Source organism: Vreelandella boliviensis LC1 (assembly GCF_000236035.1).
Classification (GTDB): Bacteria; Pseudomonadota; Gammaproteobacteria; order Pseudomonadales; family Halomonadaceae; genus Vreelandella; species Vreelandella boliviensis.
On sequence record NZ_JH393258.1, the window covers coordinates 363,870 to 390,729 of the forward strand.

A 26,860-nucleotide genomic window follows, 5' to 3' on the forward strand; every position below is an offset into this window, starting at 1 on the left:
GATGATACCGCAACCGAGCACTCCCTTGCAGGCTTAAGTGCCACCTCGCGTGTCTCCCCGCGTCAGCCGACAGGCTGCGTACTTAAACTCGGGTATTTTGCCGTAGGGATCGAGCGCTGGGTTGGTAAGCAGATTGGCGGCGGCTTCGGCGTAGGCGAAGGGCACAAACACCATGCCATCGGGAATTTTTGGATCCATCCGCGCGGTCAGTGTAATCGTGCCGCGACGGGTGGTGATAGTAAGCGGATTCCCCGGTGCGACACCCAAACGATTGAGCTCCCCAGGTGAAAGACTGGCCACTGCCTCGGGCTCTAGGGCATCCAATACCACGCTGCGCCGGGTCATGGAGCCGGTATGCCAATGCTCCAGCTGTCGCCCGGTGGTCAGCACTGTGGGGTAATCGTTATCCACTGGCTCGTCGGGCGGCAAGGGTCGCGTGGGGGCAAATTTGCCACGCCCACCAGCGCGCGGGAAAGCGTCACTAAATACCACGTCTTGGCCGGGGGCATCTTCAGATGCGCAGGGATAAGTGACCGAGCCCTCTCGCGCCAAGCGCTCCCAACTGATGTGATTCAGCGAAGCCATACCCTGCTGCATTTCAGCAAACACTTCTTGGGGGTGGGTATAATTCCATGCCAAACCAAAGCGGTTGGCAATCTCTTGAATAATCCACCAGTCGGGTTTGGCCTCGCCGGGGAGCGGCAGTGCAATGCGCCCCAATTGAACCTGGCGGTTGGTGTTTGTCACCGTGCCCTCTTTTTCCGGCCACGCGGAAGCGGGCAAAATCACGTCGGCAAACTGAGCGGTTTCGGTGACAAATAGATCCTGCACCACCAGATGCTCCAGCTTACCCAGCGCTGCCCTAGCGTGGTGTAGATCAGGGTCAGACATCGCCGGGTTTTCGCCCAGAATATACATACCGCGCACTTGGCCTGCGTGAATGGCGTCCATAATTTCCACCACCGTTAAACCCGGCTGCGCATCCAGCGGTGTATTCCATAACTCTTCAAAGGCAGCACGCAGCTGGGCATCGCCCACTGGCTGGTAGTCCGGCAACACCATGGGTATCAGGCCCGCATCCGACGCCCCCTGGACATTATTCTGCCCACGCAGCGGGTGCAGCCCGGTACCGGGGCGGCCGGTGTGACCACAGGCCAGCGCCAGCGAAATCAAGCAGCGGGCGTTGTCGGTGCCGTGGGTATGCTGGGAGATACCCATACCCCAGAAGATCATTGCTTTTTCTGCATTGGCATAGCGCCGGGCGATATCACGAATCACATCGGGTTCGACGCCGCATAGCTCGCTCATGGTTTCCGGCGCGCTCATCGCCACGCTCTGCTTCAGCGCTTCAAAGCCCTCGGTATGGGCAGCGATATACGCATCGTCATACAGTGATTCGGCAATAATCACGTGGAGAATGGCGTTGAATAGCGCCACATCGGCGCCCGGCTTAAAACGCACGCTCAGGCTGGCGTAGCTATCCAGCGCCTGGCCGCGGGGGTCGAGAATAATAATCTCGGTGCCGTTCTTCGCCGCCTGTTTAAAAAAAGTCGCGGCTACGGGGTGGTTAACCGCCGGGTTGCAGCCGGTGAGAATCACCACATCCGCTTCCAGCGCCTGCATAAAGGAGGCAGTCACCGCCCCAGAGCCTAAGCACTCCATCAGCGCGGCCACGGAACTGGCATGGCACAGCCGCGTACAATGGTCGACGTTGTTGTTGCCAAAACCGGTGCGCACCAACTTTTGGAACAGCCAGGCCTCTTCGTTGGAGCACTTGGCGCTGCCAAACCCCGCCAGCGCCTTGGGGCCATGCTGGGTTTTTAGCTCCGCTAAACCGTCCGCGGCTGCGGCTAGCGCCTCTTCCCAGGTGGCCTTGCGAAAATGCGTCAGCGGCTGGGCAGGATCAAAACCAGGGTCTAGGACTTTGGGAACGCCGGGCTTGCGGATCAGCGGCGTGGTCAAGCGTGCGGGATGGCGCGGATAGTCAAAACCAAAGCGACCTTTAACACACAATCGGTTGTGGTTAGAGGGGCCGTCGCGCCCTTCTACGTAGGCAATGGCATCGTCTTTGATATGGTAAGTAAGTTGGCAGCCCACGCCGCAGTAGGGGCATACCGAATCCACTTGGCGGTCTATGGCTTTGGAATCGCCTTGCCCGTTATTGTCGACAAGCGTAGCTGGCATAAGTGCGCCCGTCGGGCAGGCTTGCACGCACTCCCCGCACCCCACGCAGGTACTTGCGCCCATGGGGTCGTCAAAATCGAAAACGACTTTCGCAGCCGCACCGCGATGGGCAAGGCCAATCACATCATTGCTTTGTACCTCCCGGCAGGCACGCACACAAAGCGTACACTCAATGCAGGCGTCTAAATTAACCTGCATGGCGGGATGGCTAGTGTCGGTCGCTTTATCAAGGCGCACCCACTCTTCACGCTTGGGCGGTAACCAGGCTTTAACGGCGTTCTCTTCAACGCCAAGCTGGTCGGCCATGGCCCAAAAGTGGCTGGAGCGATCAGGGCTCTGTTCACGAGAAGGCTGATCCGCCATCAGCAGCTCCAACACACCTTCCCGAGCGACCTTGGCGCGCTCCGAGCTTGCACTATGAACGACCATATTGGGAGCGGCTTCGCGTAGGCAACTGGCCGTCAAGGCACGCTCGCCCTCCACCTCAACCATGCAGACACGGCAATTGCCGTCGGCGCGGTAGCCCGGAGCATCTTTAAAGCACAGGTGGGGAATGGTTTCTCCGGCGCGTTTGGCGACCTGCCATAGGGTGTCACCGGGGTAAGCGGTTACCTCAACACCATCAAGGGTTAATGCGAACGGGGTGGTCATGGCGCACTCCCTTTCAAAATAGCCTCTGCAGCGTCGCTAACAATAATCTGCTGCTGGGCAAGCTCGGCTCGAAAGTCTTTCAACAGCCCCAGTACGGGGTTGGGCGCTGCTTGACCCAAACCGCAAATTGACGCGTCCTGCATCACCTGCGCCAGCCGGGTGAGCTGGCCTAGATCCCAATTGTCGCGCTCTAACAGCAAGTGCATTTTTTCAGTGCCTACCCGACAAGGGGTACACTGGCCGCAGGATTCGTCGGCAAAAAACGCCAGCAAGTTGGTCGCCACCGCCTGCAAGTTATCCTGCTGGGAGAGCACGATTACCGCCGCCGAGCCAATAAAACAGCCATGATTCTGGAGCGTATCAAAATCCAGTGGTACATCCGCCTTGCTGGCGGGCAGTATACCCCCCGAGGCGCCGCCGGGCAGGTAAGCCGCCAGCTGATGACCTTCGGCCATGCCACCGCAGTACTCATCGACCAGTTCGCGCAGGGTAATACCTGCGGGGGCAAGGTAAACGCCTGGATATTTTACCCGACCAGAGACCGAAAAACTGCGCAGCCCCGAACGGCCATTGCGGCCTTGCCCGGCAAACCATTCGGCCCCCTGCTGCCAAATCGGCGCAATCCAGTACACCGTCTCAACGTTATTGACCAGCGTCGGGCGGCCAAACAGCCCCTGCTGCGCCACGTAGGGCGGACGATGGCGAGGCTTGCCAGGTTTGCCTTCCAGCGACTCAATCAGCGCGGACTCTTCACCGCAAATGTAAGCGCCTGCCCCGCGGCGCAGCACGATATATTCCGACGCAACCAAACCCGCCTGAACAAGCTCGCCAACCGCTTCTCCCAGCACCCGGCGAAGACCAGGATACTCATCGCGCAGATAGATATACAGCGCCTTGGCCTCTACCGCCCAGGCGCTGATCAGTGCGCCTTCCAAAAATTGATGGGGCGATTTTTCGAGATGATAGCGATCTTTAAAGGTGCCTGGCTCGCCTTCATCAGCATTGATCACGCAGTAGCGCGGCCCAGGCTCCTGACGTACAAAGTGCCACTTTTTAAAGGTTGGGAACCCCGCGCCGCCGAGCCCTCTTAACCCAGCGTTCTCCAGCGTCGCCATAAGTGTATCAACGCTGACGCGGCCCCCTCGGCAGTCGGCCAGCAGCTGATAGCCGCCCGCTTGCTGATATGCCTCAAGGCGCTGCCATAAAATCGCTTCCGGGTGAAAATGGCCCGTATCCACCACTGCCTCAACGCCTTCGGCGGTAGCAAACTGCACATGGTGGTGGCCCACTTCAACCACCGGTGCGCTATCGCAACGCCCCATGCAGGGGGCACGTAGAACGCGCACTGCTTCAGGGTCAAAGCCCGCTTCCAGCTTTGCTTTAAGCTGGGCCGCCCCAGCTAACTGGCAGGAGAGCGAATCGCATACCCGTACTGTGGTGTCGGGCGGCGGTGTTTGAGCATCGTGCACCACATCAAAGTGGGCATAAAAGGTGGCGGTTTCATATACTGCCGCCATAGGCAGGTTCATATACGTCGCTAAAGCGCGTAACTCAACCATCGACAAATGGCCATGGGCGTCCTGAATAGCGTGTAAATGCTCTAGCAGCTGATCGCGCTGGCGCAAGCTGGGCTGCTGGCGTTCGTCACCCAGCAGCGCTCTTAAGGCCACCAGCGCCACTGGCGATAGTTCGCGGCCTTGGGGATGGCCACGCCGACGCCGTAAAGAAGAAACCGTTCGGTTAGTCATAAGGCACGCTATGCGTAGGAATGTAATACTATTCAGCATAGTGGCACTTTCACCTAGAGGGAATCCTCTCTTGGGCAATACTTCTTTCGGCCTACCGTTGCATTGGAACTGGCAACGGGCCACCGCAGTCTTTATCATCTGCCGTCTTTTTCGATAGCTTTTATAGCCAGTTAGGAGCGTAGGATGTCAATGTGGGTTACCTGGGTGTGTACGCTCTTATTCGTCGCGCTAATGAGCGCTGCGCCAGCCTATGCCAACACAACATTGCGCGTTATTGCCTCTTTTTCAGTCATGGAGGAGTTGGTCAAACGAGTGGCAGGCGACACGGTCAGCGTCAACGTCATTGTTCCTCGGGGAGAAGACGTTCACCGCTGGGAATTAACGCCGCCCAACGTGCTGGCGTTAGAAGAGACCCATATCGTGTTTTATAACGGGCTTGGATTAGAACCCTGGATACGCCATGTTCAAGCGATGTCTGACGATCAGCTTACATTAGTGGAAGTGGCTAAAAAGGCCGACTATAAACCGCTGATGATCTCGACCGGGCAGTATGAAGGCGAGCCAGACCCACACATGTGGATGGATCCAGAGGGGGCTGCAGCCTACATTGACGTGATTGCCGAGACCCTGGCGGATCATCTACCCGACCAGGCAGATGCGTTTTATAACCGCGCTGAAGAGGCACGCAAGGCGCTGAACAATCTTAACCAAGCGGTTAAAGAGCGACTTGACGGCATTCCCAACACTAATCGCACCCTGCTGACCAGCGAAGCAGGCTTTGGCTATTTCGCCCGCGCTTACGCTTTTGAAGCGCAAGGCGTGTGGGGAGTTAATCATGAGACCCAAGGCAGCGCCCAGGCAATGGCCAAGATGAGCGAATATCTTGCTAATAATCGCCCACGCCCACCAGCGCTGTTTTTTGAAAGCACCACGCCGAGTATTCATATGGACGCCCTGTCCCGTGAGGCATCGCTCCCCCTGGCAGGCCCGCTTTATGTCGACTCACTGAGTGGCGCAGATGGCCCTGCGGCCAACTACTCGGCCATGCTGCACCACAACGCTGAGGTCATGCACACTGCCCTGGGGGGCGCAACGGCCGAATAATCGATCCACTGCCATTAATCAATAGCCTTAGACGTTTGGGGTGCGGTCATCAGCAATTCGGTTAACGAACCAAGCACCCGATCGGGGTGACTGGTTTCAATCGGCTCACCATGATTATACCCGTAGGGCAGCGCCAGGGTGGTAAACCCCGCCGCTTTCCCGGCAGCAATATCGTGACGTGAATCGCCTACCATCACACACTCCGTTGGCGGTATTTGGCAGTGTTGAGCAGCGTGCAACAGCGGCAAGGGGTGGGGCTTCTTTTCGGCCAGGGAATCACCGCCGAGCCACAAGGTAAAATAGCTCTGCAGTTCGAAGTGACTTAACAGCGGTTCAATAAAGCGCTCGGGCTTATTGGTAATCAACACCAGCATCAGACCGTGTTGATGCAGTGCCTTAAGCGTCTGCTGAACCCCAGGGTAGAGCGTCGTCAGAGTATTGGGTGCTGCGCCGTAGTGCACCATAAACGCATCATAGGCGCGCTGTTGCAGGCTAGGCTCTGGCGGGGCTTGCAACGCCCAGGTCAGGGCCCTTTCCACTAATACCGCCGCGCCATTGCCAACCCAGTCCCGCACCTCTGCCTCGCCCGGGCTGGGCAAATCAAGCTCCTTCAGCGTGCGCGCCACTGCGGCGGCAAGGTCGGGCACTGAATCAATCAGCGTGCCATCCAAATCAAAGGCAATCAGCCGCTTACCCCCTAGTACGGCATGCAGTGCTGAATACGCTTGTGAATGCATTTTCATTGCCCTCTGTTTCTTAGTTGGTTGCGCATCACGTTAGCCTTAACATAAGAAGATCATCTTACACGTTCGCATTAGTCAGAAGCGTAAGAACCCTCTATGCTTGGGCTAATTTAGCTAAGGAGGCAGTGATATGCCCACTCCCAGAATCGTGGTTGTTGGCGCTGGCGCGGGCGGCTTAGCCCTTGCCACGCGATTAGGCCGTACCTTAGGTAAGCGAAAACGCGCAGAAATTGTGCTGTTGGATCGCAATACTACCCATGTATGGAAGCCTCTGCTTCACGAGCTGGCCACCGGAGTGCTGAATTCCAGCATGGACGAGGTGGATCTTCGCGGGCATTCCTCTGCTCACTTCTACCGCTATCAGCGCGGCTCGCTCACCGGCCTCAATCGCGAGCAGCAGACGCTGCAATTAGCACCGATCCATGATGAAGATGGACAAGAAGTGCTACCCGCCCGCGAGCTTGCCTATGACTATCTGGTCATGGCAATAGGCAGCGTTTCCAACGATTTCGGCACGCCCGGCGTGGCGGAGCACTGCCACTTTATTGATTCACCCGAGCAGGCCAAGGCGTTCCAGCGCGATATGATCAACACCTTTCTGCGCTACACCGATCCCAATCTACGCCAACATACTCAGTTGACCATTGGAATCGTCGGCGGCGGTGCGACGGGGGTAGAGCTTGCTGCCGAATTGTTTGACGCTTCGCGCATGCTCAATGCCTATGGGGTGACGTCGTTAGATAATCAGCAAATCAGTGTACACTTGCTGGAAGCGGCACCCCGCTTGCTGCCGGGGCTTTCCGAGCGGGTCAGCGAAACCGTTAAAACAGAACTTGAGAGCATGGGCGTGACCGTCCACACCGATACCGCCGTTAAAGAAGCGCAGGCGCATCAGTTGGTCACCGGTGACGATGAAGTGATCAAGACCGATATCAACGTGTGGGCAGCGGGTATCAAAGCGCCACCATTTTTGGCCGAGCTAGGCCTAACGACGAATAAGAAAAACCAAATTGACGTAAAAAGCACCCTACAAAGCGTCGATGATGAGAAGATTTTTGCCCTGGGAGACTGCGCCAGCTGCCCAATGGGGGAAGATAGCACCGTGCCTCCGCGTGCCCAGGCTGCTCACCAGCAGGCTAAGCTGCTGGCCAAAAACCTGGTTAATCTACTGGAAGGTAAACCACTAGCCGATTTCCGCTACCGTGATCACGGCTCGCTGGTATCGCTGGCCCGCTTTGACGCGGTGGGCAATTTAATGCGTAGCTCCGCCTCCCGGGGCCTGTTTTTAGAGGGCTGGCTGGCTCGCCAAGCCTATGCATCGCTCTATCGCATGCACCAACTCTCTATTCATGGGGCGCCGAAGACGGGGCTAGCGTGGCTGGTCGATAAACTTAATCGTTACTTAAAACCGCGCATGAAACTTCACTAAACGACACTTACTTATTACTTGGCAAGCGCCGCACGCATCTGCTTGATCACCGTGTCATAGCCGTGCGGATCGCTGGCTTGGTGGGCGCTAAAAATGGCGGACCCAGCCACAAAGGTATCGGCGCCTGCGGCGGCGATCTCTGCGATGTTATCCACTTTCACCCCTCCGTCGATTTCCAAGCGTATATCAAATTTTGAGGCATCAATGCGTGCCCGTGCCTCACGCAGCTTGTCGAGCGTGCCAGGGATAAAGGATTGCCCACCAAAACCTGGGTTAACGCTCATCAGCAGCACCATATCGACTTTATCCATCACATAGTCGAGGTAGGAGAGCGGCGTGGCCGGATTAAACACCAGACCTGCCTTACAGCCGCCATCACGAATCAGCTGCAGCGAGCGATCAACATGCTCAGAAGCTTCGGGGTGAAAGGTAATATAGCTGGCGCCCGCCTCAATAAAATCGCTGATCATGCGGTCTACCGGCTTAACCATCAAATGCACATCAATCGGCGCCGTCACTCCGTGCTTACGCAGTGCTTTGCACACCATCGGGCCAATGGTCAGGTTGGGCACATAATGATTATCCATTACGTCGAAGTGCACTACATCCGCGCCAGCCGCCAGCACGTTATCGACCTCCTCGCCAAGCCGCGCAAAGTTAGCGGAAAGAATAGAGGGGGCAATCAAAAAGTCCTGCGCAGCGGTCATAACAGGTTCCTAAATTAACAGGGGAATGGGTTCGCTATATTACCAGAGCCACCCACTAAGCCCCATCACTCTCGCGCTTTTTGCATTGGGCATCTACGCACACACATATTCTCAAATAGAATATAAAACATGATTGTAATTCCACATTGATAGATTTAACCTTGCCAATATTGCAAGACGACTATTAGCGACACTTTGCGCTAACTGAATTAAGGAGTTAGTTATGACATTGCCAACAATTTTCCGCCGCAGCCTGATTGCCATTGCGCTAGGCGTTACGGTAAGTGGTACCGCCGCTGCCCAGGAGCGGGAACTGCTTAACTCGTCTTACGATATCGCTCGCGAGCTGTTTGCTGCGATCAATCCTGAGTTTCAAGCCTGGTGGCAGGAAGAGCACGGTGAAGAGATTGCCATTAGCCAGTCTCACGGAGGTTCTTCAGCCCAAGCGCGTGCCATCCTGCAGGGTCTGCGTGCCGATGTGGTGACCTTTAATCAGGTAACTGACGTACAGGTACTCGCCGATGCAGGGTTGGTGGCCGAAGATTGGCAGGATGCATTTGAGAACAATGCCTCGCCCTACTACTCCACCACTGCCTTCCTAGTGCGTAAAGGTAACCCTAAAGGTATCGAAAGCTGGGACGACCTAGCTAAAAAAGACGTCCAAATCGTCTTCCCTAATCCAAAAACGTCAGGTAACGGCCGCTACACCTATTTAGCGGCGTGGGGCTTTGCCGAGAACGAATTCGATGGCGATGAAGAGCAAATCGAAGAGTTTATGCGCACTTTCTTAGCCAATGTGGCGGTATTTGATACCGGCGGCCGTGGGGCGACCACCAGCTTTATCGAGCGCAATATTGGCGATGTGCTAATTAGCTTTGAGTCTGAAGTTAACAACATTCGCAGCGAGTACGGCAGTGACGATTACGAAGTGATTGTCCCGCCGGTCAGCATCCTGGCTGAGTTCCCCGTTGCCGTCGTTGGCGAAAACGCTGAGCGCAACGGTAACAGCGACTTGGCCCAGAGCTACCTTGAGTACCTCTACACGGAAGAGACTCAGCGTCTGCTCGCGGGCTTCAATTACCGGGTGCATAACGAAGCCGTGGTCGAAGAGTTCGCCGACCAGTTCCCGGAAACTGAATTGCTCGAAGTAAATGAAGTATTTGGTAGCTGGGACGAAGCAATGGAAACTCACTTTGGCAGTGGTGGCCTTCTCGATCAGTTACAGCGCCGCTAATAATCACTTATGAGCTAGCCTGAACTATGAGTCAACTTGCCACTTGGCGAACCGGCAGCACGCGCGTGCTGCCGGGTTTTGGCCTTTCTATGGGTATCAGCGTGCTGTTTATCTCGCTGGTGCTGCTGTTGCCGATCACCGGTTTGTTTGGCCAGCTAGCGGGGCTTAGCTTTGCCGAATATTGGGCGATCATTACCGAAGGTCGCGTGGTCGCCAGCTATATGGTCACCATTGGCGCGGCAGCCGTAGCGGCGCTGGTTAACGCCGTATTTGGCTTGTTACTGGCGTGGGTGTTAGTCCGCTACGAGTTCCCTGGTAAGCGCTTACTGGATGCCTTAATGGATCTACCCTTTGCGCTACCCACCGCCGTGGCAGGCATTACGCTGGCAACGCTCTATGCCAGCAGCGGCTGGATGGGACGCTTGCTAGAGCCGCTAGGCTTTCAAATCGCTTACACCTGGGTGGGTATCGCCCTAGCCATGGCCTTTACCAGCATTCCGTTTGTGGTGCGCACGGTGCAGCCGGTGCTGGAAGACTTGCCCGCCGAGGTCGATGAAGCCGCCATGTCGCTGGGTGCTACCGACGGTGTGGCATTTCGCCGAGTCATTCTGCCCCACATTTGGCCCGCTCTGGTTACCGGCACAGGGTTAGCGTTTGTGCGTTCGCTAGGCGAGTTCGGGGCGATCATTTTTATCGCCGGCAATATGCCTTACGAAACGGAGATCACCGCGCTAATGATTTTCGTCAAGCTGCAAGAGTATGACTACGCCGGAGCATCGGCGATTGCCTCGGTAGTATTGTTTGTCTCCCTGGCACTGCTGCTGGCGATTAATATTTGGCAGGGACGCTTTGTGCGCCGCCTGCATGGAGGTAAGGGGTAATGCGTCGAATTGGTGATGCGCCGCTTATCCGGCGGCTGCTGATAGGTGCCGCTCTGGTGCTGTCAGCGCTTTTTTTGCTGCTACCGCTGGTGGCCATTTTCGCCCAGGCGTTGTCCGAGGGCGTCATGGTCTTCTGGGCCAACGTGAGTAACACCTTTACCCTGCACGCGATTGGCTTAACGCTGATGATTGCGCTGTTAACCATCCCGGTGTGCCTAGTATTCGGCATTGCTCTGGCTTGGTTGGTCACGCGTTTCAGCTTTCCTGGGCGTCGCATTCTGCAAACGCTGATCGATATCCCCTTCGCGGTATCGCCCGTTGTTGCTGGTCTTATCTACCTGCTGCTGTATGGCCGCAACGGCTGGATCGGCGGATGGCTGGATACTCACGACATTCAGTTGATGTTTGCCTGGCCGGGCATTCTGATGGTGACTATTTTTGTGACCTGCCCCTTTGTTGCTCGGGAGCTGATCCCCTTGATGCAGGCGCAAGGTTCCCGCGAAGAGGAAGCGGCGGTTACCCTGGGCGCGTCCGGCTGGACGACCTTTCGCCGCGTCACGCTGCCCAATATTCGTTGGGCGCTGCTTTACGGCGTGATACTGACTAACGCCCGCGCAGTGGGGGAATTTGGCGCTGTATCGGTGGTCTCCGGCGCTATTCGTGGCAAAACCAATACGCTACCACTGCACCTAGAGCAGCTTTATCAGGATTATAACGCTGTGGGGGCGTTTGCCTGCGCGGCCCTACTCGCCTTTATTGCCCTACTGACGCTCGCCGCCAAGGCCGGGCTGGAATGGCGCGCAGCGCGCCGGGAGGCATTTGCATGAGCATTCACTTACACAACATCGCTAAGCACTTCGGCAATACCCAGGCGTTAGAGCCGATTAACCTCGATATTCACGAAGGTGAATTGGTAGGCCTACTCGGCCCTTCGGGCTCGGGCAAGACCACACTGCTGCGGATTATCGCCGGTTTGGAAAATGCCGACCACACCGCACAGCCGGGTAAGATTCTGTTTGGTGATCGCGACGTGACCAATGTGCATGTGCGCGACCGGCGGATTGGCTTTGTCTTTCAGCACTACGCGCTGTTTCGCCATATGAGCGTTTACGACAATGTGGCCTTTGGACTGACCGTATTATCGCGCAAACGCCGCCCCAGCAGCGGTGAGATTCGTGCCCGGGTGTTTAGGCTACTTGAAATGGTCAAGCTGGAGCACCTCGCCAATCGCTACCCTGCGCAACTTTCGGGCGGCCAGCAGCAGCGAGTGTCGCTGGCCCGCGCCTTGGCCGTTGAGCCTGAAGTATTGCTGCTGGACGAGCCGTTTGGCGCGCTCGATGCCAAGGTACGCCAGGAGCTACGCCGCTGGCTGCGTCATCTCCACGACGAACTCAACTTCACCAGCGTGTTCGTGACCCACGATCAGGAAGAAGCGTTGGAGTTATCTGACCGCGTAGTGGTAATGAGCAATGGACGGATTGAGCAGATCGACACCCCCGATGACCTCTACCGCACGCCGAAAAATCGCTTTGTGTTTGAGTTTTTGGGCGATGTGAACCATCTCGAAGGCAAAGTGAGTAATGGCGTACTCACCTGCGGCGACGCCTATTGGCACGTTGATCTACCCGATGGTCATGAAGAGCTGCTACTCCGCCCCCATGAAGTGCGGCTGACCGAGCAACCTACCTCAGAGAGCCATCTACCGGTCACCATCACGGCGATCTCGCCGGTGGGTGCCGAAGTTCGCGTGGAGCTAGAGGCTGATTGGCTCGCTCAGCCTTGGCTTGCTACCGTGCGCCACACTGACTTTGAGCATTTGGCGCTACGCCGCGGGCAACGCTTATTCGCTCACCCCCGCCACTGGCGACGTTTTCCCGAGACGGAGTCGAAAGCGACGGAGCAAAGTCGCGTCGCATAAAGCCACACCAGTGCTAGCTACCCCAAACAGGGTGGCTAGCGTTAGGTTCCAATCGGGTTAGCTCAAAAGCGCAGTTGCCTAAACGTTAGGCTTACCCGCGGCTCGATATCTTTCTTGGTTTTAGGCAGGCTATGTAGCCAATTTTGCTGTGTGGTGCCTTTCATAATTAACAGACTGCCTTGCTCTAGATTAAGCGATACCTTCTCCCCTGTTTTTTTATGTTTAAACGAGAATTTCCTTTCGCCGCCTAAGGTCAACGCCCCGATCGCACCATGCTCAACAAGGTCTTTTTCGGCATCACTGCGCCAACTCATGCCCTCCTCGCCTGAACTATAAAAATTACCCAGACAGGAATTGAACACGTCTCCGCAGTTACTCTCCACCACTTGCTTAATCTCGCGTAAAAAAACCGGCCACACTAACGCCATTTTCGTATATCCCGAATACGTATAGGGAACCGGCTCGTCCGCATACCAGGCGATCTTCCTCTTTGTAACGATCTCTTTCCCGTAAATAAACGCGCGATCATGCTCCCAACTTAATTCGCTAATGCATTTATCTAAATACATAGCGGCTGTGGCCGTATCCAGGATTTTGCCGTGGTAATAAGCTGCACCATCGCGTGGAAGCAGATTAATCAACTTCATATCGTCATTTTCAAACAGATCTGTATACGTCATAGCTGCGCCTATTTTGTGCTAACTAAAAAGACAGCAAGAAACGGGTTTTTCCCACACCAACAAGAAGGCAATACTATGCCCCACTGGGTCAACCCAAGCGCCATTTGACTAATAGAAACCTTAAAAAAGGGCATAAAATGAGAGCAATAGACTATCTACGACTACTGTCGCTAGCCGCTATCTGGGGAGCAAGCTTTCTTTTTATGAGAATCGCCTCACCGGCGATTGGCCCCATCAACACAGCATTTTTTAGAGTCTTTTTTGGTCTAATTGGTTTAGCTATCATCATCTTAGTCATACGTAAGACCCTGGAGTTCAGAGGCAAACTGGGTAAAATTTTGATGTTGGGAGCCATTAACTCAGGAATCCCCTTTCTGATGTACAGCATCGCGGCCACATTATTACCGGCTGGCTATTCAGCGATTTTAAATGCGACAACGCCTTTAACCGGTGCCATGATTGGCTTTTTCATCTTTAGCGAGAGATTAACTATAAAAAAATGGCTGGGTGTAACGCTAGGTATTATTGGCATTACGGTTATTACCACCGTGGGTGATTCAAATATTGTTGGCAATATCTATATTGGCGTTGCTGCCTGTATCATAGCCACTATTGGTTACGGCTTTGCGGGCTTTCTTACCCGAAAGTGGATAACCCAACAGGGCGGCCTGGATTCAACGCTGGTTGCGTTTGGCAGTCAAATAGGCGCAACCGCTTTTCTCACTCCCTTTTTGCTTTGGAACATTTCATCTGGCCCCAGCATTGATTGGCTTCAAGGTGATGTGTGGATCAGTCTGCTAGCCCTCGGCTTTTTATGTACCTCCCTCGCTTATATTCTTTATTTTAGACTAGTCGCCGACATTGGGCCGTTACGCTCGCTCACCGTTACGTTTTTGGTGCCGCCCTTCGCTGTGTTGTGGGGTTATCTAGTCCTCGACGAGACGATTTCAAGCGGTTTTCTAGTGGGATCTCTGATCGTTTTGCTTTCCGTTTGGTTAATCGTTAGTCCCGACACTCAAAAAACAGCCTAAGACACTCACTAGCATTACTTCTTTCACAATGGCCATGGTGTGTGCAGTAATAACGCAATAAGGGGGTGACTGTGACCAAACATACTTACATCGCCAGAACATACCGCCAACGCGCTACCCGCGTTATACTGATGTTTTAGCCATAGCGGAGGAAGACCATGCTTCGGCGTCACTTTTTACGGATTTCAGGTGTACTGCTTGCCAGTGCATGGCTTGCTGGTTGCGCCAGCCCTCAGTACTTACAGCTCAGCCCTGAGCGCAGTGCACAGGTGCCGCAAGTTGGCTCAGGCCAGCAGGTTACTGTCATTGCCCAGGATGGCCGCGATAGTGATATTATTGGCAACCGGGCTGGCGGCGATATGTCGACAGCGCATATTACCGTTAGCAGCCATGAGCTGATACCACGCTTACAGCAAGAAGCTGAGCGCGCCGTACGTGATATGGGTTTTAGCCCCACTACCGAACAGGCCGAGGGCCGCCCGAGCTTAACGCTGGAACTTGCTAGCCTGAACTACGCCCGGGGCGACAGCGGCCAGCCGCTGGTCGATGAAGCGCGTCTTGAAGGTGTTTTTCGCGCTATCGCTCAAAACAAGGGTACCACTTATACCGGCACCTACACCTCGCGCCGCACCCAAGGTTATGCCCTTAAGCCAGACGCCGACAGTAATGCACGAATGTTAAGCGATCTACTTAGCGATGGTATGAACCGCGCGTTTAGCGATCCAGAGTTGGGCCGTTTACTCGCACGTTAAGATATCTCTGCTTATAGCGCCACCACAGGCACGGGCTGCACCCTTATAACGCTGTTGTTAACGTTTTAAAGGCGCGGCCCGCGTCGTTCTAGTGCCCACACACTCTCCGTTCGTCCACGCTCATCAGGGCTGCCCTCTTCAAGAAAAGTGAGCGCGAAATTTGGAGTAAACAGGTTTTCAATCTCGCTTGCTGGAACGCTATAAGGCGGCCCAGCACTGCCATCGGTATGCGACAAACTAATCAACAAGCCCTTGGCGCCAGGCGGCACCAGCTGCGCAAGATGAAACGCATAGCGCTGCCGAGTGGGTGGCGGTAACGCTATTAGCGAGGCGCGATCATAGAAAGCGCCTATCTCGGCGGCCTGCTGGATGTGCAGGTGAAAAAAGTCACCGCACCATAATTCCACACTGCCTTGGCGGGAAATCGTAAACCCAGCCTGACGGTAGCGGGATACTGAAGTGCTGCGCTGTAGCAAAAACTGCTCAATGGCCTCGGGAGCAAATTCTATACCCAGAACTGGGTGCCCTTCATCCGCCAACCAGCGCATGTCAAGGCTTTTACCGCACAGAGGCACCAGCACCTTGGTGCGATTAGCAACGTCGAGCGACTTCCAATGGCGCAGCAACGCTGGGTGCGCCTGCTGCAGGTGAAAGCCAATACGCCCTTCTTGCCAGCGCTTGCGCCATTGATCGCTCATGGTTTTGCCACCTTGTTTTGGATGCGCACATGCGTACATGTGCGTTGCGCGCGATTAGAACCAACGGTCACGCTTTTTACGCCGACGTGGCAGGTGCGGCACGATCAGGCCGACCAGCAGGCCAGCCCCAGCCACACCGCCGCCGTACATGAAGTAGCGCATCAGTAGGTCTTCTTCCTGAGTCTCCAAGCGAGCCTGAAGCCCCCTCACCTGCTGTCGCGACTGTTCTGCCTGGCTATCCAGCTCCTGATTGCTCGCCTCAAGCTCGGCAATACGGCGTTCGCGAACTTCGAGGGTTTCGGTCATTGAGGCCGTACGCTGTTCCCAGGTTTCATTGATACCCTCAAGCTCAGCGGTGAGCTCTTCAACCTGCGCTTCTAACGCGGGTAGCTGTTCAACCGCACTCGGCGTTTGCTGAAGCTCATTACTCAACACCCAGACCGCATTGCCATCGCTGTTACGCACACGGGTATAGTCGCCGCTGGTTTCCAACACCTCTACCTGCTCGCCTGCGTTGAGCGTGCCAATGATGCGGTAACCATCGGTTGGACCGCTGCGCACATAGGTGCTTAACTCATCGGTCACCCACGCTTGGTTAGCGGATTGGGCAGTGGCATTGAAGCTGGTAACACTGAGTAAAATGCCAGCCGCAGCGGCGTAATTTCGATAACGAGTTCTATTTACTAGCATGACATCATGTCCTGATTAAAAACGCTGCAAGGCGGACGAAGCCCACAGCGCTTATCGTCTAACTTATCGGTGCGCTTGTCTCATACGCTTACCCTTCGCCGCGCGGGGGCAACGGAAAGGGACGGGGGAACTCCGCTACCCGGGCATCGGTTTTGACCGCTTTCAATGGCCCTTCGCGCTCTACTTCATCAATGCGCACAATAGCATTTAACGGTAGGTAGCTACGTTTGACACCATCGAAGGTTCGTTGCAATTTTTCAGTCGCAGGGTCAACCACTACCCGTGAAGCATCGTCAAAGACAAACTCCTCGACTTCAATAAAGCCCCAGAGTTCGCTTTGAAAGATCTCTCGGACGTATAAATCCCAAATTTCACCCTGCTGGTGAACCACCACACGGTAGATCGGCTTGGCCGCCATCTTGGCCTAATCCTCTTGCCATTCGTACATTAAGTTGAACCGCCAAGCTTACCATATTCCTGCCGCTGCGCCTTTAGGCCAACCCCTTAGCAGGCTTAGCGTTAATGCGGCGGATAATGCACTCATTAGCCGCGCATGTCCCCCTCGTGTATGGTAGTGAGCGAGGTTTGGCAATAGTGCTTATTCACCAAGTAGGAGTCATCAACATGCAGAAAGATCCCAATAAGGGCTATATTGCCCTGCTAGGCTGGAGTCTCAATGCGATTGAAGCGGCCGAAAATTTTGACCGTCGCTACATTGTCGTTGCACCTGATTGGGCGGAAGAGTATTGCCAAAAACATGACATTCCCTACGTGCCTTGGAATTTCGAGCGACTCAATGACCGCTCGATGGAAATTGCCGAGACACTTAAAGAGAAAGGCGTTGATGTCGCCATTCCGCTCTACGAAGAGACCGTTGAGTGGGCCGGGGCTATCAACTCAGTACTGCTGGATAACCCGCGCCTTTACGGCCAGTCGCTACTGCTGCGCGATAAAGCATTGATGAAGCGTCGTGCCCAGCTAGGCGGCATCCGCGTGGGTATTTTTGAAGAAGCCCACGATAAAGAAGACGTAGTACGCTTTCTAAAGCGGGTAAACCAGACACTGCTTAAGCTGGACGGCGACCCCAACGACCCGATTCACCTTAAAGCGTTTGATAAAGCGGGCTGCCTTGGCCACCGCGTTATTCGTACCCCAGATGAAGTCGATACCATCCCGGAGGAAGAGTTCCCGGTGCTGATGGAGTCACATCTGGATGGCTGGGAATTTGCCGTGGAAGCGTGGATTCACGATGGTAAAATCGCCTTCTTGAACATTTCTGAATACGTCACACTAGGTTACTCGGTGTTTGTGCCTGCGTCGCCTGAGCTTGAAATCTACCGTGATCAAATCACTCAACAGATTGAAAAGCTGATTAAAGCGTTCGATATTGAGTTTGGTATGATCCACCCGGAATACTTTGTCACCAGCGATGGTGAGATGTACTTTGGCGAAGTGGCTTACCGTCCGCCCGGCTTCAAGGTATTTGAACTGCTAGAGCGTGTGTACGGCTTTAACGCTTACGAAGCTTCAATGCTGGTGTTCGACCCAAAAACCACGCAAGAAGAAGTGGCCAACTTCTTCCCCAAAGAAGTGGTCGATGCCGATGGCTTTGCCGGTTGCTTTGGCGTTTACCCCCGCCGTCGTGTGGTCAGCCGCTTGGAAATTCCCGAAGAAACCGAAGATCACCCCTATTTTGAGTCTCATGAGTTAACCTCACCAGTAGAAGAAACCGTTACTAAACGCACCGCGTTTGGTACCCATTGGGGTCTGATCTACTTTAAAGGCGAGGATGCGCATACAATTCGCGATCTGCTAAAACGCCAAGAAGATCTCGACTTCTATGTATAATCCCCGCTAACGCTGGGATAAGGAGTCACCGTGGAGACTGATCAAGTTACGTCTTCTCAAGAAGATAGCAAGCTCAATGGACTGTTGAGCAAATTTGATGATGCCGTGCGCCTGCTAACCCAGGCGCCCGCCTTCTCAAAACCCGCCAAGCTGCCGCGGGTGATGGATACTGCGCGGCGAGTACTGCTTCAGGATGGCGGTTGTGAAGCACTGGAGTCCCGCGCGCAAGCGTTTGAGGACTCTGGTGTTTTTTTGGGCTCCGATTGGGAAACTCCCCAATACTTGGTACCAACCCTGACGACCTTCTCGCTGAAAAGCGCGGATGCCAATGTGGTCGTCATTGAGGCATTAAGCGAGCTTCGGCTCCTTGCTGTCGCTAAGGGCAATTTTGAACACCCGCTGGTTTCCGCAGAACATGCCCACCACTACCTTACGCAGGTAATGGCGATTAATTTATGGCTGCTTTTCTTGCCGCCCAGCGAGGCGGAGCGGGAAACACAAGGGCGATTGGCGACCATCCCCCGCCAGCTTTTCCAGCATTTAGCCGAACGAATTGGCTACGAACACATTGTTGATCGCCTGATTGATGAGATTTGGCGCATTTTGAAACAGCGCCCTATTCAGGTTGATGCGATCAAACAGATGATCACCCAAATTGCGCTATGTCAGGCTAATCCAGAGATTGATCTTGGCGCCAGTGGCCAAGGTGCCGACCGGCTGGTGAGTTCGCTTTACGGGCCCACCCAAGCCTGCCGCGAAGATCCTGGCGTCGATATTTATCGCGAACGGTTAGAGCATATGGATCAGGCTGCTCTGCAGGCTGAATCTACCGGTTTCGCTCGGGCGATGCACGACACCGGTCTGGTATCGCCTTATCACGCCGTGCTGTTGCGTCATCTACTCGAAGAGGGTGATCACTTACTCTCCGAGGCGCTGGGCCTTTCATCGACGGGCCGCGACTGTCTACTTTGCTATCGCGAACTGGTTCAAGCGCTGATTCGAAGCGGCGTTTATCCTGCCACCGCTCAAGCGGTTTACGGCTTGGCACTGATGCTTGAGCGCGGCATTCTCTATCAGCCGCCGGTAGCACCGGCAATGTGGCGTCAGCTTAATTTACCACTCTCGGAGTGGGCGCAGTCACGCCTTACTATCGCCTATGGCGATACCGTCTCCCCCCGCGCGCGCCTGATTGAAGGTGTACTCTGCATGCTGGGATTGCCCCTAGGCGTTGGGCAGGGTAACAACCCTACCTGCCAGTCAGCACGGGCACTCTCCATGTGGGCCTACAATGACCCGGACTATCTGCTGCAAATGGTAGCCTGGGCTGCCCGCGACGACGAAATCATCATGCATTTTGAGGGACAAGCCATTTCATCAATGGCGAGCCTCTCCGGTGTAGCGACGCAACTACCCATGGATTTAGATCCGGTTTCGCTGATTGTCGTGCCGCATTTGGATCGCATTTACGCTGAAATGGGTCGGCGCTGTATTGGCCGCGAAGGCGATCCCCACCGCTGGGTGAATCCTGAATTTCACGGCTGGTGGTCGGGCCGTGGCTTTCTTATCAATGTCGATGTTGCCACCGGTCAGCTAAGCAATGTGGACGACTTTATACGCCACTTCTTCGCCTATTATCACCCCTACTACAATGGTAATCAGCCGCTGATTCACCCCCAACCGGCGGGTATTGCGGTCACGGATAGCGCGGCGCGTTTTATCGGCTGGCACGCGATTACTATTTTGCGGGCGTCCCTAGACCCGACTGATGTCATGCGGATTTACTTCTATAATCCCAATAATGATAGCGGGCAGGATTGGGGCGATGGCGTTATTGTCAGCACATCGGGCAATGGCGAACGCTTTGGCGAGGCCTCGCTACCTTTCGAGCGCTTTGCATCGCGGCTGTATATTTATCACTACGATCCTCTTGAGCGTGTTGACATAGCAGACGTCACCAGCGAAGAGGTGGAAAATGTTAAACAATTCCTGCACCGTAGTTGGGGGGCCTCGCGCCTACCGCCTACCGAACTGCAGGCGGATCAAGGTTCCAATTCAACCCTAACCAATTCACCCCCAGACGTGGGGTAAGCCGCTCTCTTACCGACACTTTCAACCACTATGATGCGACTCGATCAACTGTTGGTCAGCCAGGGGCTGGCCAACTCGCGTACCCGCGCTCAAAGGCTTATTCGTCACGGGCGTATACGGCTTGCCGAGAATGGTAAGCCGTTAACTAAAGCGTCCGAAAAATGGCCTGACGATACCCGGTTTGAAGTAGAAGACGATCCCGAAGAGCGCTATGTGTCACGGGCAGGGTTGAAATTAGAAGCGGTGCTCAAAGCGCTTGATTTGCGTTTTGATGATGCTGTTGTGCTGGATATAGGCCAATCAACCGGCGGCTTCAGCGACTGCGCATTGCGCTTTGGCGCCCGCCATGTGATTGGTATAGAAGTTGGCCATGGTCAGCTTGCACCTGAATTGCGCTGCGACCCACGCGTCACCTGCCTGGAGGGGGTAAATGCACGCTCGATGAGTAGCAGCCAAGTCCTCAACAGCGTGCTTGTCACTATGCCCATCGATAGCGCCATCATGGACGTTTCATTTATATCTCAAACGCTGATACTGCCCGAAATTGCTGCCCTGCTACCACTGGGGGGGCAGTTGATTTCGCTTGTGAAACCGCAATTTGAGCTAACCCCCGGCGCCCTGGATAAACGCGGCGTGGTGCGCGACGCTAAGCACTTTTCAGTAGTAGAAGCCAATATTCGCAGCACCTGCAACGCCTGCGGACTTACCATTCGCCACTGGCAGGAGAGCCCAATTACCGGCGGCGACGGCAACCGCGAATTTCTCCTTCACGCAGTAAAAGAGGCTTAAGCGAGCATTAAGTTGACGCGGGGGGCGTCAGTTGATTAGTGGACTGCACTTTTACCGCTACACCCTGATCAGGGTGTAGCCACACATCCATCTGTTCAAACGCCACGCGTACGCCAGCTTCCCGAAACAGCGCATCTACCCGACAGTTAATTTCATCGGCGGCAAACAACCGGTCGAGCAGGTTGTCGACGAAAATGCGCAGCTCAAAATTGAGGCTGTGCTGCCCATAGCTTAAACAGAAAACCTGGGGTTCTGGATCGGTTAGCACGCGTGGATTTTCATCCGCCACCAGACGTAACAGCTGATGCACCTTGGCCATATCGGAGCCGTGGGCCACGCCGTAGGTGAGAACAACGCGGGTGATGTTATCCGACAACGACCAGTTAATCAGTTGGTCGGTCACAAAGGTTTTATTGGGGATAATGATCTCTTTGCGATCAAAGTCGGTGACGGTAGTCGCGCGGATACGGATCCGGCTGACGGTACCGTGCAAATTGCCAATCGTGATGGTGTCGCCAATACGAATCGGACGCTCAAACAGGATGATCAAACCGGATATAAAGTTGGCAAAAATTTCCTGTAAGCCAAACCCCAACCCCACACTCAGGGCGGCTACCAGCCACTGTAGTTTGTCCCAGGAAACGCCAAGGGTTGACAGCCCCATGACAATCCCCGTGCCCACAATGGTGTAGGAGAGCAACGAGCTAATGGCATAGGCGCTACCCTGTTTCAATGACAGCCGGGAAAGCACCATCACTTCCAGCAGACCGGGTAAGTTGCCCGCCATGATAAATGTAACAGCCACAATCAGCAGGGCAGCAAAGATGTCTGATATCGATAGAGCGGTATCGACCAGATCCCCTTCTTGTGCCTCCCATAGTGACACGTTATCCAAATAGCCAAGCACCGAAAGCAAGTCTGACCAAACCAAATAAAGTAGCGCACTAAAGCCAATCAACACAATCAACTTAGAAAGCCGCAGCGACTGGCTATTGATCTGCGCCATATCCAGCGGAGGCTCCTCTACTACTTCGAGGCCACCTTCCGCCCCCTCTTGTACCTGAGCACGACGGCGCGCCAGCGCACGACGATAAGCGAGCCGCCGTGCGGCCACCGCGAGACTTCTCACCAAAGAGGCTTCCACCACGACCCATAGCCCCAGCAAGTAAAGGGTAATCGCGAACCGCCCCACTAGGCGTAACGCAGTGTATTCATAACCCCAGGCCACCAATCCCAGCAGAATTAGCGGCACCGAGGCCATCGCCAGGCCCAACAGCAAGCGAAACAGGTGCACGCCAAAAATGGGAATATGCGCCAGTATCAATTGCGCCAGCCACCAGCTCATCGCTATCAAGCCAAACGAAAGTATCCCCAAGGCGACAGGACGCAGCGCTAGCGGCGTTTCCATCTCTCCGGACATCGCCGCAATGGCAATCACCGGCATTAAGGCGATACCCAACCCGCCTAACAGCTGACGCAACCGGGCATTGTAGTGCGGCGACCAGGTAAAGTGACGTTCAGCCACGCCATCGGTGACTAATAACCTGCGCAGCCAGGCGACAGCTGCCCAGCTAAGCGCTAATTGAAGCAGTGCCGGGGCAACACTATTAGCTAACGACCCCGCCGCCCCAAGCAGGCCAACGCCAATACCCGCTAATGCCAGCGGGCCTGAGAGTGCCAGCAGCGCATTCAGCAGCACCGCCCTAGGAGTATGCAGCTGGGTATCGCTCTTTAACCGACCAATCTGCGAATGCAGTTTGGCCAAGCGGGCCTTAATCTTTCGACGCAATCCCATTAGCACCAGGCTTAACACCACTAGCGGTGCCCCTCTAAGCACTTCCCACGAGAACCCTTGCCAGCGGGTAGGCAAAATGGCGCGCCACTCTCCTTCTTGCCACTCTAGCCGCAGGTTGCGCGGTAATTGGCGCACCCAATTAAGATCCAATGGACGGCTGTTGGCGACCCAAAACAGCTGCTCATCGATGGTTTTGCGTAACTCACTGGTCGTCGTTATTAGCTGCTGCTGGTTGAGCTGCAGCTCAATAGCTGCGCTTAATAAGCTGCCGTAAGACTGCTCCAGTTGTTCGACCAGCTCACGGCGTGATTGATAAAGCTTCGAAAGGGAGTCGACCAGCCCTGGCGTCGCCTCTATGCCCGCTTCGGCTAAACGCGAAGTGGCATACTGTTCGCTTTGGCGTAGCTGATCGCGCTGGCGGACTAAATCAAACTGTTTTAAACGCAGGTCGGCGATTTCGTCCTGCAAATCTCGTGGTGCCGACAAGGGGGGCAACGACTTGCGCTGTTCGCGCAGAATACGCGACAGCAGTTGGCTACCGCGGATAGCCTCAATTTGCTCATTAAGGCTACGCTGTAGCTGACGCACGTTCTCCAACTGCCGCTGGGCTTCAATATTTTCGCGCACAATACTGTTAGCGCGGTCGGTTGCCCGAAGCAGCTCCAGGCTTAGTGTATGGTTGGTTTGCTGCGCTTGCACCACCACCGGATGCCCCGCGGCGATTAATGGGTTATCCCTGGCGGCATCGGCAATGGCTTGCTCAGAAGCCAACCGACGCTGCCGATCAATCACCCCTTGCAGCATCGTTAGCTGCTGCTCTTGATAATCAATCTGCACCATTAGCACATCACGGCGCTCCTGCGCTAACTCACGCAGGCGGCTATTAGCGCTTAGCTCGCGCTGATAAAAGCTTACTTCGCGTTCGGCAAGCGCCCGTTCAAGGCGTAACTGGATAAGTCGGGCATCGCTCAGTGCAGAGAGTTGGCGATCCGCTAGCAAAGCCTCGCGCTCGTCGTGCTGTCGGCGTAAACTCTCCGCGCGTTGGAGGGTTTCCGCGATGGATTGCTGGGCACGTTCAGGCAGTGTTTGGGCGGCCAGTAGCTGCGAGTTCACTTCCGCCAGCTGGCTTTGCAATTGCTGTAGCTCGACCACGGCGTTGGATTGCAACGTTTCCAGCTCGTCGAGGGCACGATCGCTCAAGTCGGCAACGGTTAGCTGCTGCGAGGTTTCTTCAGCTTCGCTCAACTCACGTTGCAGACGTGCTAGCATTTCAGGGGCTTGTTCTACACGGGTGTCTAACGCAGCAAGGCGCTCATCTACAGAGGCCAACCGCTCATATGCGTCAAGGGCCGCCTCTAGGGCCTCTTTATCGCTTGCCTGCTGGGCGGTCAACGTTCCTTCAGCCGCCTCTATCTGAGCAAGCCTTGATGCCAGCTCAGCCGACTCTGGCACCCGTTCGAGCATACTGGCTTGAAGCGCAGCGTGGGCTGGATTAATAGCGGCACTGCTCATAACGAACAGCAGGAACAAACAGGATATACTCCACTTACAGACGCATCTCACCACGTTACTTATGCCTCGTTGACATCGAAAGCTCCGCAGACACGGATAGTAGGGTTATTGTCAGACGTTCTGATAGGCAGCGCAATCAGAGGTGTTGACTTCCGCAGTCGGCGTGATAGAAACAAGCTTGGCATTTGCCTATTCATTCATTTTGCGAGTCACCTTGATGGCCACCCGAAAACTGCCGTTGACGAAACTTATTGTCCTGCTGAGTCTTGCTACTTTTAGTACGAGTGTCGTCGCTGAGTCTCAACAAGAGATTGAGGCGCGTATCCGTGCCCTCAACGCTGAGCTGCATGATCTGCATCAACAGTTACAGCATATTGAGAGCCCCGAAGATGCTGCGCAGGGCATACCGTTTGAACAGTTGCCGGAAGAAGCTGCACGGGAAGATTTAAGCGAGCGCCGTAAGCTTGAACAGGAATCAACCCGGAACCCATTTTCAATTACGACCCACCGTACCAACTACCTGTTTCCGGTTAGCTATAACACCAACCAGAACCGTGAAAGCTTCCGCAACATCTCTGACGATAGTGAAATGGATGACGTGGAGTTGAAGTTCCAGTTCAGCGCCAAAGTTAATCTGGCTGAGCAGGTGTTTGGTAACTACGGCGACGTTTACTTTGGCTACACACAGCGCAGTTGGTGGCAGGCTTATAACACCGACGCCTCGTCGCCTTTCCGAGAAACCAACTACGAGCCGGAAATATTTATCGACTTTGACAATGCCTGGGAGGCGCTTGGCTGGGTGAATACCCGCAACCGAGTATCCCTCAATCACCAGTCTAATGGTCGCTCAGATCCTCTCTCACGTAGCTGGAATCGGGTTTATCTTGAAAGCAACTTTCAACGCGGCGACTGGGCGCTTACCCTGGCACCGCATTGGCGCGTACCAGAATCCTCAAAGGATGACGACAACCCAGATATCGAACGCTACATGGGATACGGCGATATTCGTCTCGCCAAACGCCTCAATAACAACCATGAAGTGAGTGGTCAGTTACGTGGCAACCCTAGTGCTGGCAATATTGGCACCCAGATTGATTACAGTTGGCCTGCCTTCAACAGCTTGCGGGCGCATGTACAGTACTACTATGGATATGGTGAAAGCATGATCGATTATGATCATCGCGTGCACCGCTTAAGCCTTGGGTTTAGCTTAAATCCCTTATTTAGTGCCACAGGGCTGAACCAATAGGCGCATTTACTTGTCTGCTATTAAGTGGCTGCTATGCTTGTAGTAGACCAATCATTCACTCGTCCGTCAAAGGAAGACTCCATGGCTAAACATAATTCAGACACCACTACACGCTCTGACCAACTTAAAGAAGACCTTCGCCACTTGAGCGAAACAGTTGAAGAATTGGTCAATGCCACGTCAAAAGATGCCAGCGGTGAAATGCATGACCTTCGCGAACGTGCGGAGCGTCGATTAAAAGATACCCGCGCACGCCTCGAAGCACGCGGTGAGCGTATTTATGAAGACACACGTGAAACGTTGTCTCATCAAGCTGACTGCTGTGACCGCTACGTGCATGACAACCCCTGGACGAGCATTGGCATTGGTGCCGCAGCGGGTGTGGTTGTGGGTATGCTACTCGGTCGTCGCTAATGGCTTTGGGTCCCACCCAACGCGTCTTCTCTGCTGCCAAACGCCTACTGAAATCGCTGATTGCTAATAGTGAAACCCGCCTGCGTTTGGCGGTGTTTGAGTTAGAAGAGGAGCGTGCTCGCTTACTGGTTCTACTGCTACTCGCAGGAGCAAGCTTACTGCTGCTCTTGCTGGGTATTGCCACGTTGACGGCATTAGTAGTGGTTCTGTTCTGGGATAGCTATCGCTTGACCGCCATTGCCATCAGTGCTGGTGTGTTGATCGGTGCCAGCTTGCTACTCGCGGTTATTGCGATTCGCCAGTCCAAGCAACACTCTCTTTTAAAAGAAACACTCAAACAGCTTGCCGCAGATCGAGCATTGCTTGAGGAGCCAAGCGATGAAACCATCCGCAGACACCGCTAAACCGCCAACGAAACCACTAAGTCGCGCTGAGCGCAAAGCGCTGCTGCTGGCTGAATTGGAGCAGCAGCGCGTGGATATTTTGGTCGATAGCGATTATTTGCAACAGGCAGCTTTACCGCTGGATAAAAATTGGCAAAGCTTCAAACTACCGCTCTACATCGTCGGCGGCTTTGCCGCATTCAAGCTGATACGCCACCCAGGTGGAGCAATGGTGGCAGGCAGAAAAGCCCTTGCAGGCTATATGCTGCTCAAGAAGCTTAAATTATTAGCCAAAGTGGCTACTTAACTCTGACGCTATTGCCTGGACTAGT

24 protein-coding genes are annotated in these 26,860 nt (G+C 54.7%); 15 read left to right on the plus strand and 9 right to left on the minus strand.

Features of this window, described 5'->3' with window-relative positions; all coding sequences use genetic code 11:
- Nucleotides 1-33 precede the first annotated feature (33 nt).
- Both fdhF and KUC_RS10880 read right to left on the minus strand, forming a co-directional pair.
- On the minus strand, nucleotides 34-2,835 hold the full coding sequence (gene fdhF, locus KUC_RS10875) for a formate dehydrogenase subunit alpha (RefSeq protein ID WP_007113249.1): 2,802 nt from the start codon (nucleotides 2,833-2,835) through the stop codon (nucleotides 34-36).
- The gene (locus KUC_RS10880) at nucleotides 2,832-4,583 is read right to left on the minus strand and encodes an NAD(P)H-dependent oxidoreductase subunit E (protein ID WP_007113250.1); all 1,752 of its coding nucleotides are present in this window, start codon (nucleotides 4,581-4,583) and stop codon (nucleotides 2,832-2,834) included. Before KUC_RS10880 ends, fdhF begins: the two co-directional genes overlap by 4 nt.
- Nucleotides 4,584-4,766: 183 nt before the next feature.
- On the opposite strand from KUC_RS10880, the gene KUC_RS10885 reads away from it, so the two are divergent.
- The gene (locus tag KUC_RS10885; RefSeq protein ID WP_007113251.1) at nucleotides 4,767-5,687 is read left to right on the plus strand and encodes a metal ABC transporter substrate-binding protein; all 921 of its coding nucleotides are present in this window, start codon (nucleotides 4,767-4,769) and stop codon (nucleotides 5,685-5,687) included.
- Nucleotides 5,688-5,701: 14 nt separating this feature from the next.
- On the opposite strand, the gene KUC_RS10890 is transcribed toward KUC_RS10885, so the two are convergent.
- A complete protein-coding gene (locus KUC_RS10890; RefSeq protein WP_007113252.1) occupies nucleotides 5,702-6,430 on the minus strand; it encodes a phosphoglycolate phosphatase in 729 nt (242 codons plus the stop codon).
- A gap of 130 nt (nucleotides 6,431-6,560) precedes the next feature.
- Here KUC_RS10890 and KUC_RS10895 point away from each other — a divergent pair, with 130 nt between their 5' ends.
- Nucleotides 6,561-7,859: an NAD(P)/FAD-dependent oxidoreductase gene (locus KUC_RS10895; protein WP_040480679.1), complete on the plus strand. Its 1,299-nt coding sequence runs from the start codon at nucleotides 6,561-6,563 to the stop codon at nucleotides 7,857-7,859.
- Between the two features lie 14 nt (nucleotides 7,860-7,873).
- On the opposite strand, the gene rpe is transcribed toward KUC_RS10895, so the two are convergent.
- Nucleotides 7,874-8,566: a ribulose-phosphate 3-epimerase gene (rpe, locus tag KUC_RS10900; RefSeq protein WP_007113254.1), complete on the minus strand. Its 693-nt coding sequence runs from the start codon at nucleotides 8,564-8,566 to the stop codon at nucleotides 7,874-7,876.
- Nucleotides 8,567-8,789: 223 nt separating this feature from the next.
- Here rpe and cysP point away from each other — a divergent pair, with 223 nt between their 5' ends.
- Genes cysP through KUC_RS10920 form a run of 4 tightly spaced genes read left to right on the plus strand, consistent with a single transcriptional unit; the run spans nucleotide 8,790 to nucleotide 12,599 of the window.
- Nucleotides 8,790-9,800 (plus strand): thiosulfate ABC transporter substrate-binding protein CysP, encoded by a 1,011-nt coding sequence (gene cysP, locus KUC_RS10905; protein WP_007113255.1) that lies wholly within the window; start codon nucleotides 8,790-8,792, stop codon nucleotides 9,798-9,800.
- Nucleotides 9,801-9,826: 26 nt separating this feature from the next.
- Entirely contained in the window at nucleotides 9,827-10,681 is an 855-nt protein-coding gene (cysT, locus tag KUC_RS10910) for a sulfate ABC transporter permease subunit CysT (protein ID WP_007113256.1), read from the plus strand.
- Nucleotides 10,681-11,508 (plus strand): sulfate ABC transporter permease subunit CysW, encoded by an 828-nt coding sequence (gene cysW / locus KUC_RS10915; RefSeq protein ID WP_007113257.1) that lies wholly within the window; start codon nucleotides 10,681-10,683, stop codon nucleotides 11,506-11,508. The genes cysT and cysW overlap by 1 nt, the downstream gene beginning before the upstream one ends.
- On the plus strand, nucleotides 11,505-12,599 hold the full coding sequence (locus KUC_RS10920) for a sulfate/molybdate ABC transporter ATP-binding protein (protein ID WP_007113258.1): 1,095 nt from the start codon (nucleotides 11,505-11,507) through the stop codon (nucleotides 12,597-12,599). The genes cysW and KUC_RS10920 overlap by 4 nt, the downstream gene beginning before the upstream one ends.
- A 62-nt stretch (nucleotides 12,600-12,661) precedes the next feature.
- Here KUC_RS10920 and KUC_RS10925 read toward each other — a convergent pair whose 3' ends face one another.
- A complete protein-coding gene (locus tag KUC_RS10925) occupies nucleotides 12,662-13,279 on the minus strand; it encodes an alpha-ketoglutarate-dependent dioxygenase AlkB family protein (RefSeq protein ID WP_007113259.1) in 618 nt (205 codons plus the stop codon).
- Between the two features lie 137 nt (nucleotides 13,280-13,416).
- Between KUC_RS10925 and KUC_RS10930 the strand changes: the two genes are divergently transcribed.
- Together KUC_RS10930 and KUC_RS10935 are read left to right on the plus strand one after the other, a co-directional pair.
- A complete protein-coding gene (locus KUC_RS10930) occupies nucleotides 13,417-14,310 on the plus strand; it encodes a DMT family transporter (protein ID WP_007113260.1) in 894 nt (297 codons plus the stop codon).
- Nucleotides 14,311-14,468: 158 nt separating this feature from the next.
- A complete protein-coding gene (locus KUC_RS10935) occupies nucleotides 14,469-15,062 on the plus strand; it encodes a YajG family lipoprotein (RefSeq protein WP_007113261.1) in 594 nt (197 codons plus the stop codon).
- Nucleotides 15,063-15,127: 65 nt separating this feature from the next.
- On the opposite strand, the gene KUC_RS10940 is transcribed toward KUC_RS10935, so the two are convergent.
- From KUC_RS10940 to KUC_RS10950, 3 genes are all read right to left on the minus strand, one after another.
- Nucleotides 15,128-15,760, minus strand: coding sequence for a class I SAM-dependent methyltransferase (locus KUC_RS10940; RefSeq protein ID WP_007113262.1), 633 nt, complete (start codon nucleotides 15,758-15,760; stop codon nucleotides 15,128-15,130).
- A 54-nt stretch (nucleotides 15,761-15,814) separates the two neighbouring features.
- Nucleotides 15,815-16,450, minus strand: a complete 636-nt coding sequence (locus KUC_RS10945) for a TIGR04211 family SH3 domain-containing protein (RefSeq protein ID WP_007113263.1) — start codon at nucleotides 16,448-16,450, stop codon at nucleotides 15,815-15,817.
- Nucleotides 16,451-16,538: 88 nt separating this feature from the next.
- A complete protein-coding gene (locus tag KUC_RS10950; protein WP_007113264.1) occupies nucleotides 16,539-16,868 on the minus strand; it encodes a DUF1820 family protein in 330 nt (109 codons plus the stop codon).
- A gap of 206 nt (nucleotides 16,869-17,074) precedes the next feature.
- On the opposite strand from KUC_RS10950, the gene KUC_RS10955 reads away from it, so the two are divergent.
- Genes KUC_RS10955 through KUC_RS10965 form a run of 3 tightly spaced genes read left to right on the plus strand, consistent with a single transcriptional unit; the run spans nucleotide 17,075 to nucleotide 21,175 of the window.
- A complete protein-coding gene (locus KUC_RS10955) occupies nucleotides 17,075-18,298 on the plus strand; it encodes an ATP-grasp domain-containing protein (RefSeq protein ID WP_040480682.1) in 1,224 nt (407 codons plus the stop codon).
- 30 nt (nucleotides 18,299-18,328) lie between these two features.
- The gene (locus KUC_RS10960) at nucleotides 18,329-20,386 is read left to right on the plus strand and encodes a hypothetical protein (protein ID WP_007113266.1); all 2,058 of its coding nucleotides are present in this window, start codon (nucleotides 18,329-18,331) and stop codon (nucleotides 20,384-20,386) included.
- 30 nt (nucleotides 20,387-20,416) lie between these two features.
- Nucleotides 20,417-21,175, plus strand: a complete 759-nt coding sequence (locus KUC_RS10965) for a TlyA family RNA methyltransferase (protein ID WP_007113267.1) — start codon at nucleotides 20,417-20,419, stop codon at nucleotides 21,173-21,175.
- Nucleotides 21,176-21,182: 7 nt separating this feature from the next.
- On the opposite strand, the gene mscK is transcribed toward KUC_RS10965, so the two are convergent.
- Nucleotides 21,183-24,500: a mechanosensitive channel MscK gene (mscK, locus tag KUC_RS10970; RefSeq protein WP_007113268.1), complete on the minus strand. Its 3,318-nt coding sequence runs from the start codon at nucleotides 24,498-24,500 to the stop codon at nucleotides 21,183-21,185.
- 199 nt (nucleotides 24,501-24,699) lie between these two features.
- On the opposite strand from mscK, the gene KUC_RS10975 reads away from it, so the two are divergent.
- The 4 genes from KUC_RS10975 to KUC_RS10990 all read left to right on the plus strand — a co-directional run bounded on the left by KUC_RS10975 (nucleotide 24,700) and on the right by KUC_RS10990 (nucleotide 26,835).
- Nucleotides 24,700-25,731, plus strand: a complete 1,032-nt coding sequence (locus KUC_RS10975; protein WP_040481016.1) for a phospholipase A — start codon at nucleotides 24,700-24,702, stop codon at nucleotides 25,729-25,731.
- Between the two features lie 81 nt (nucleotides 25,732-25,812).
- The gene (locus tag KUC_RS10980; protein WP_007113270.1) at nucleotides 25,813-26,145 is read left to right on the plus strand and encodes an ElaB/YgaM/YqjD family protein; all 333 of its coding nucleotides are present in this window, start codon (nucleotides 25,813-25,815) and stop codon (nucleotides 26,143-26,145) included.
- Nucleotides 26,145-26,549 (plus strand): phage holin family protein, encoded by a 405-nt coding sequence (locus KUC_RS10985; protein WP_007113271.1) that lies wholly within the window; start codon nucleotides 26,145-26,147, stop codon nucleotides 26,547-26,549. Before KUC_RS10980 ends, KUC_RS10985 begins: the two co-directional genes overlap by 1 nt.
- Nucleotides 26,524-26,835 (plus strand): YqjK family protein, encoded by a 312-nt coding sequence (locus tag KUC_RS10990; protein ID WP_007113272.1) that lies wholly within the window; start codon nucleotides 26,524-26,526, stop codon nucleotides 26,833-26,835. The genes KUC_RS10985 and KUC_RS10990 overlap by 26 nt, the downstream gene beginning before the upstream one ends.
- Nucleotides 26,836-26,860: the final 25 nt, after the last annotated feature.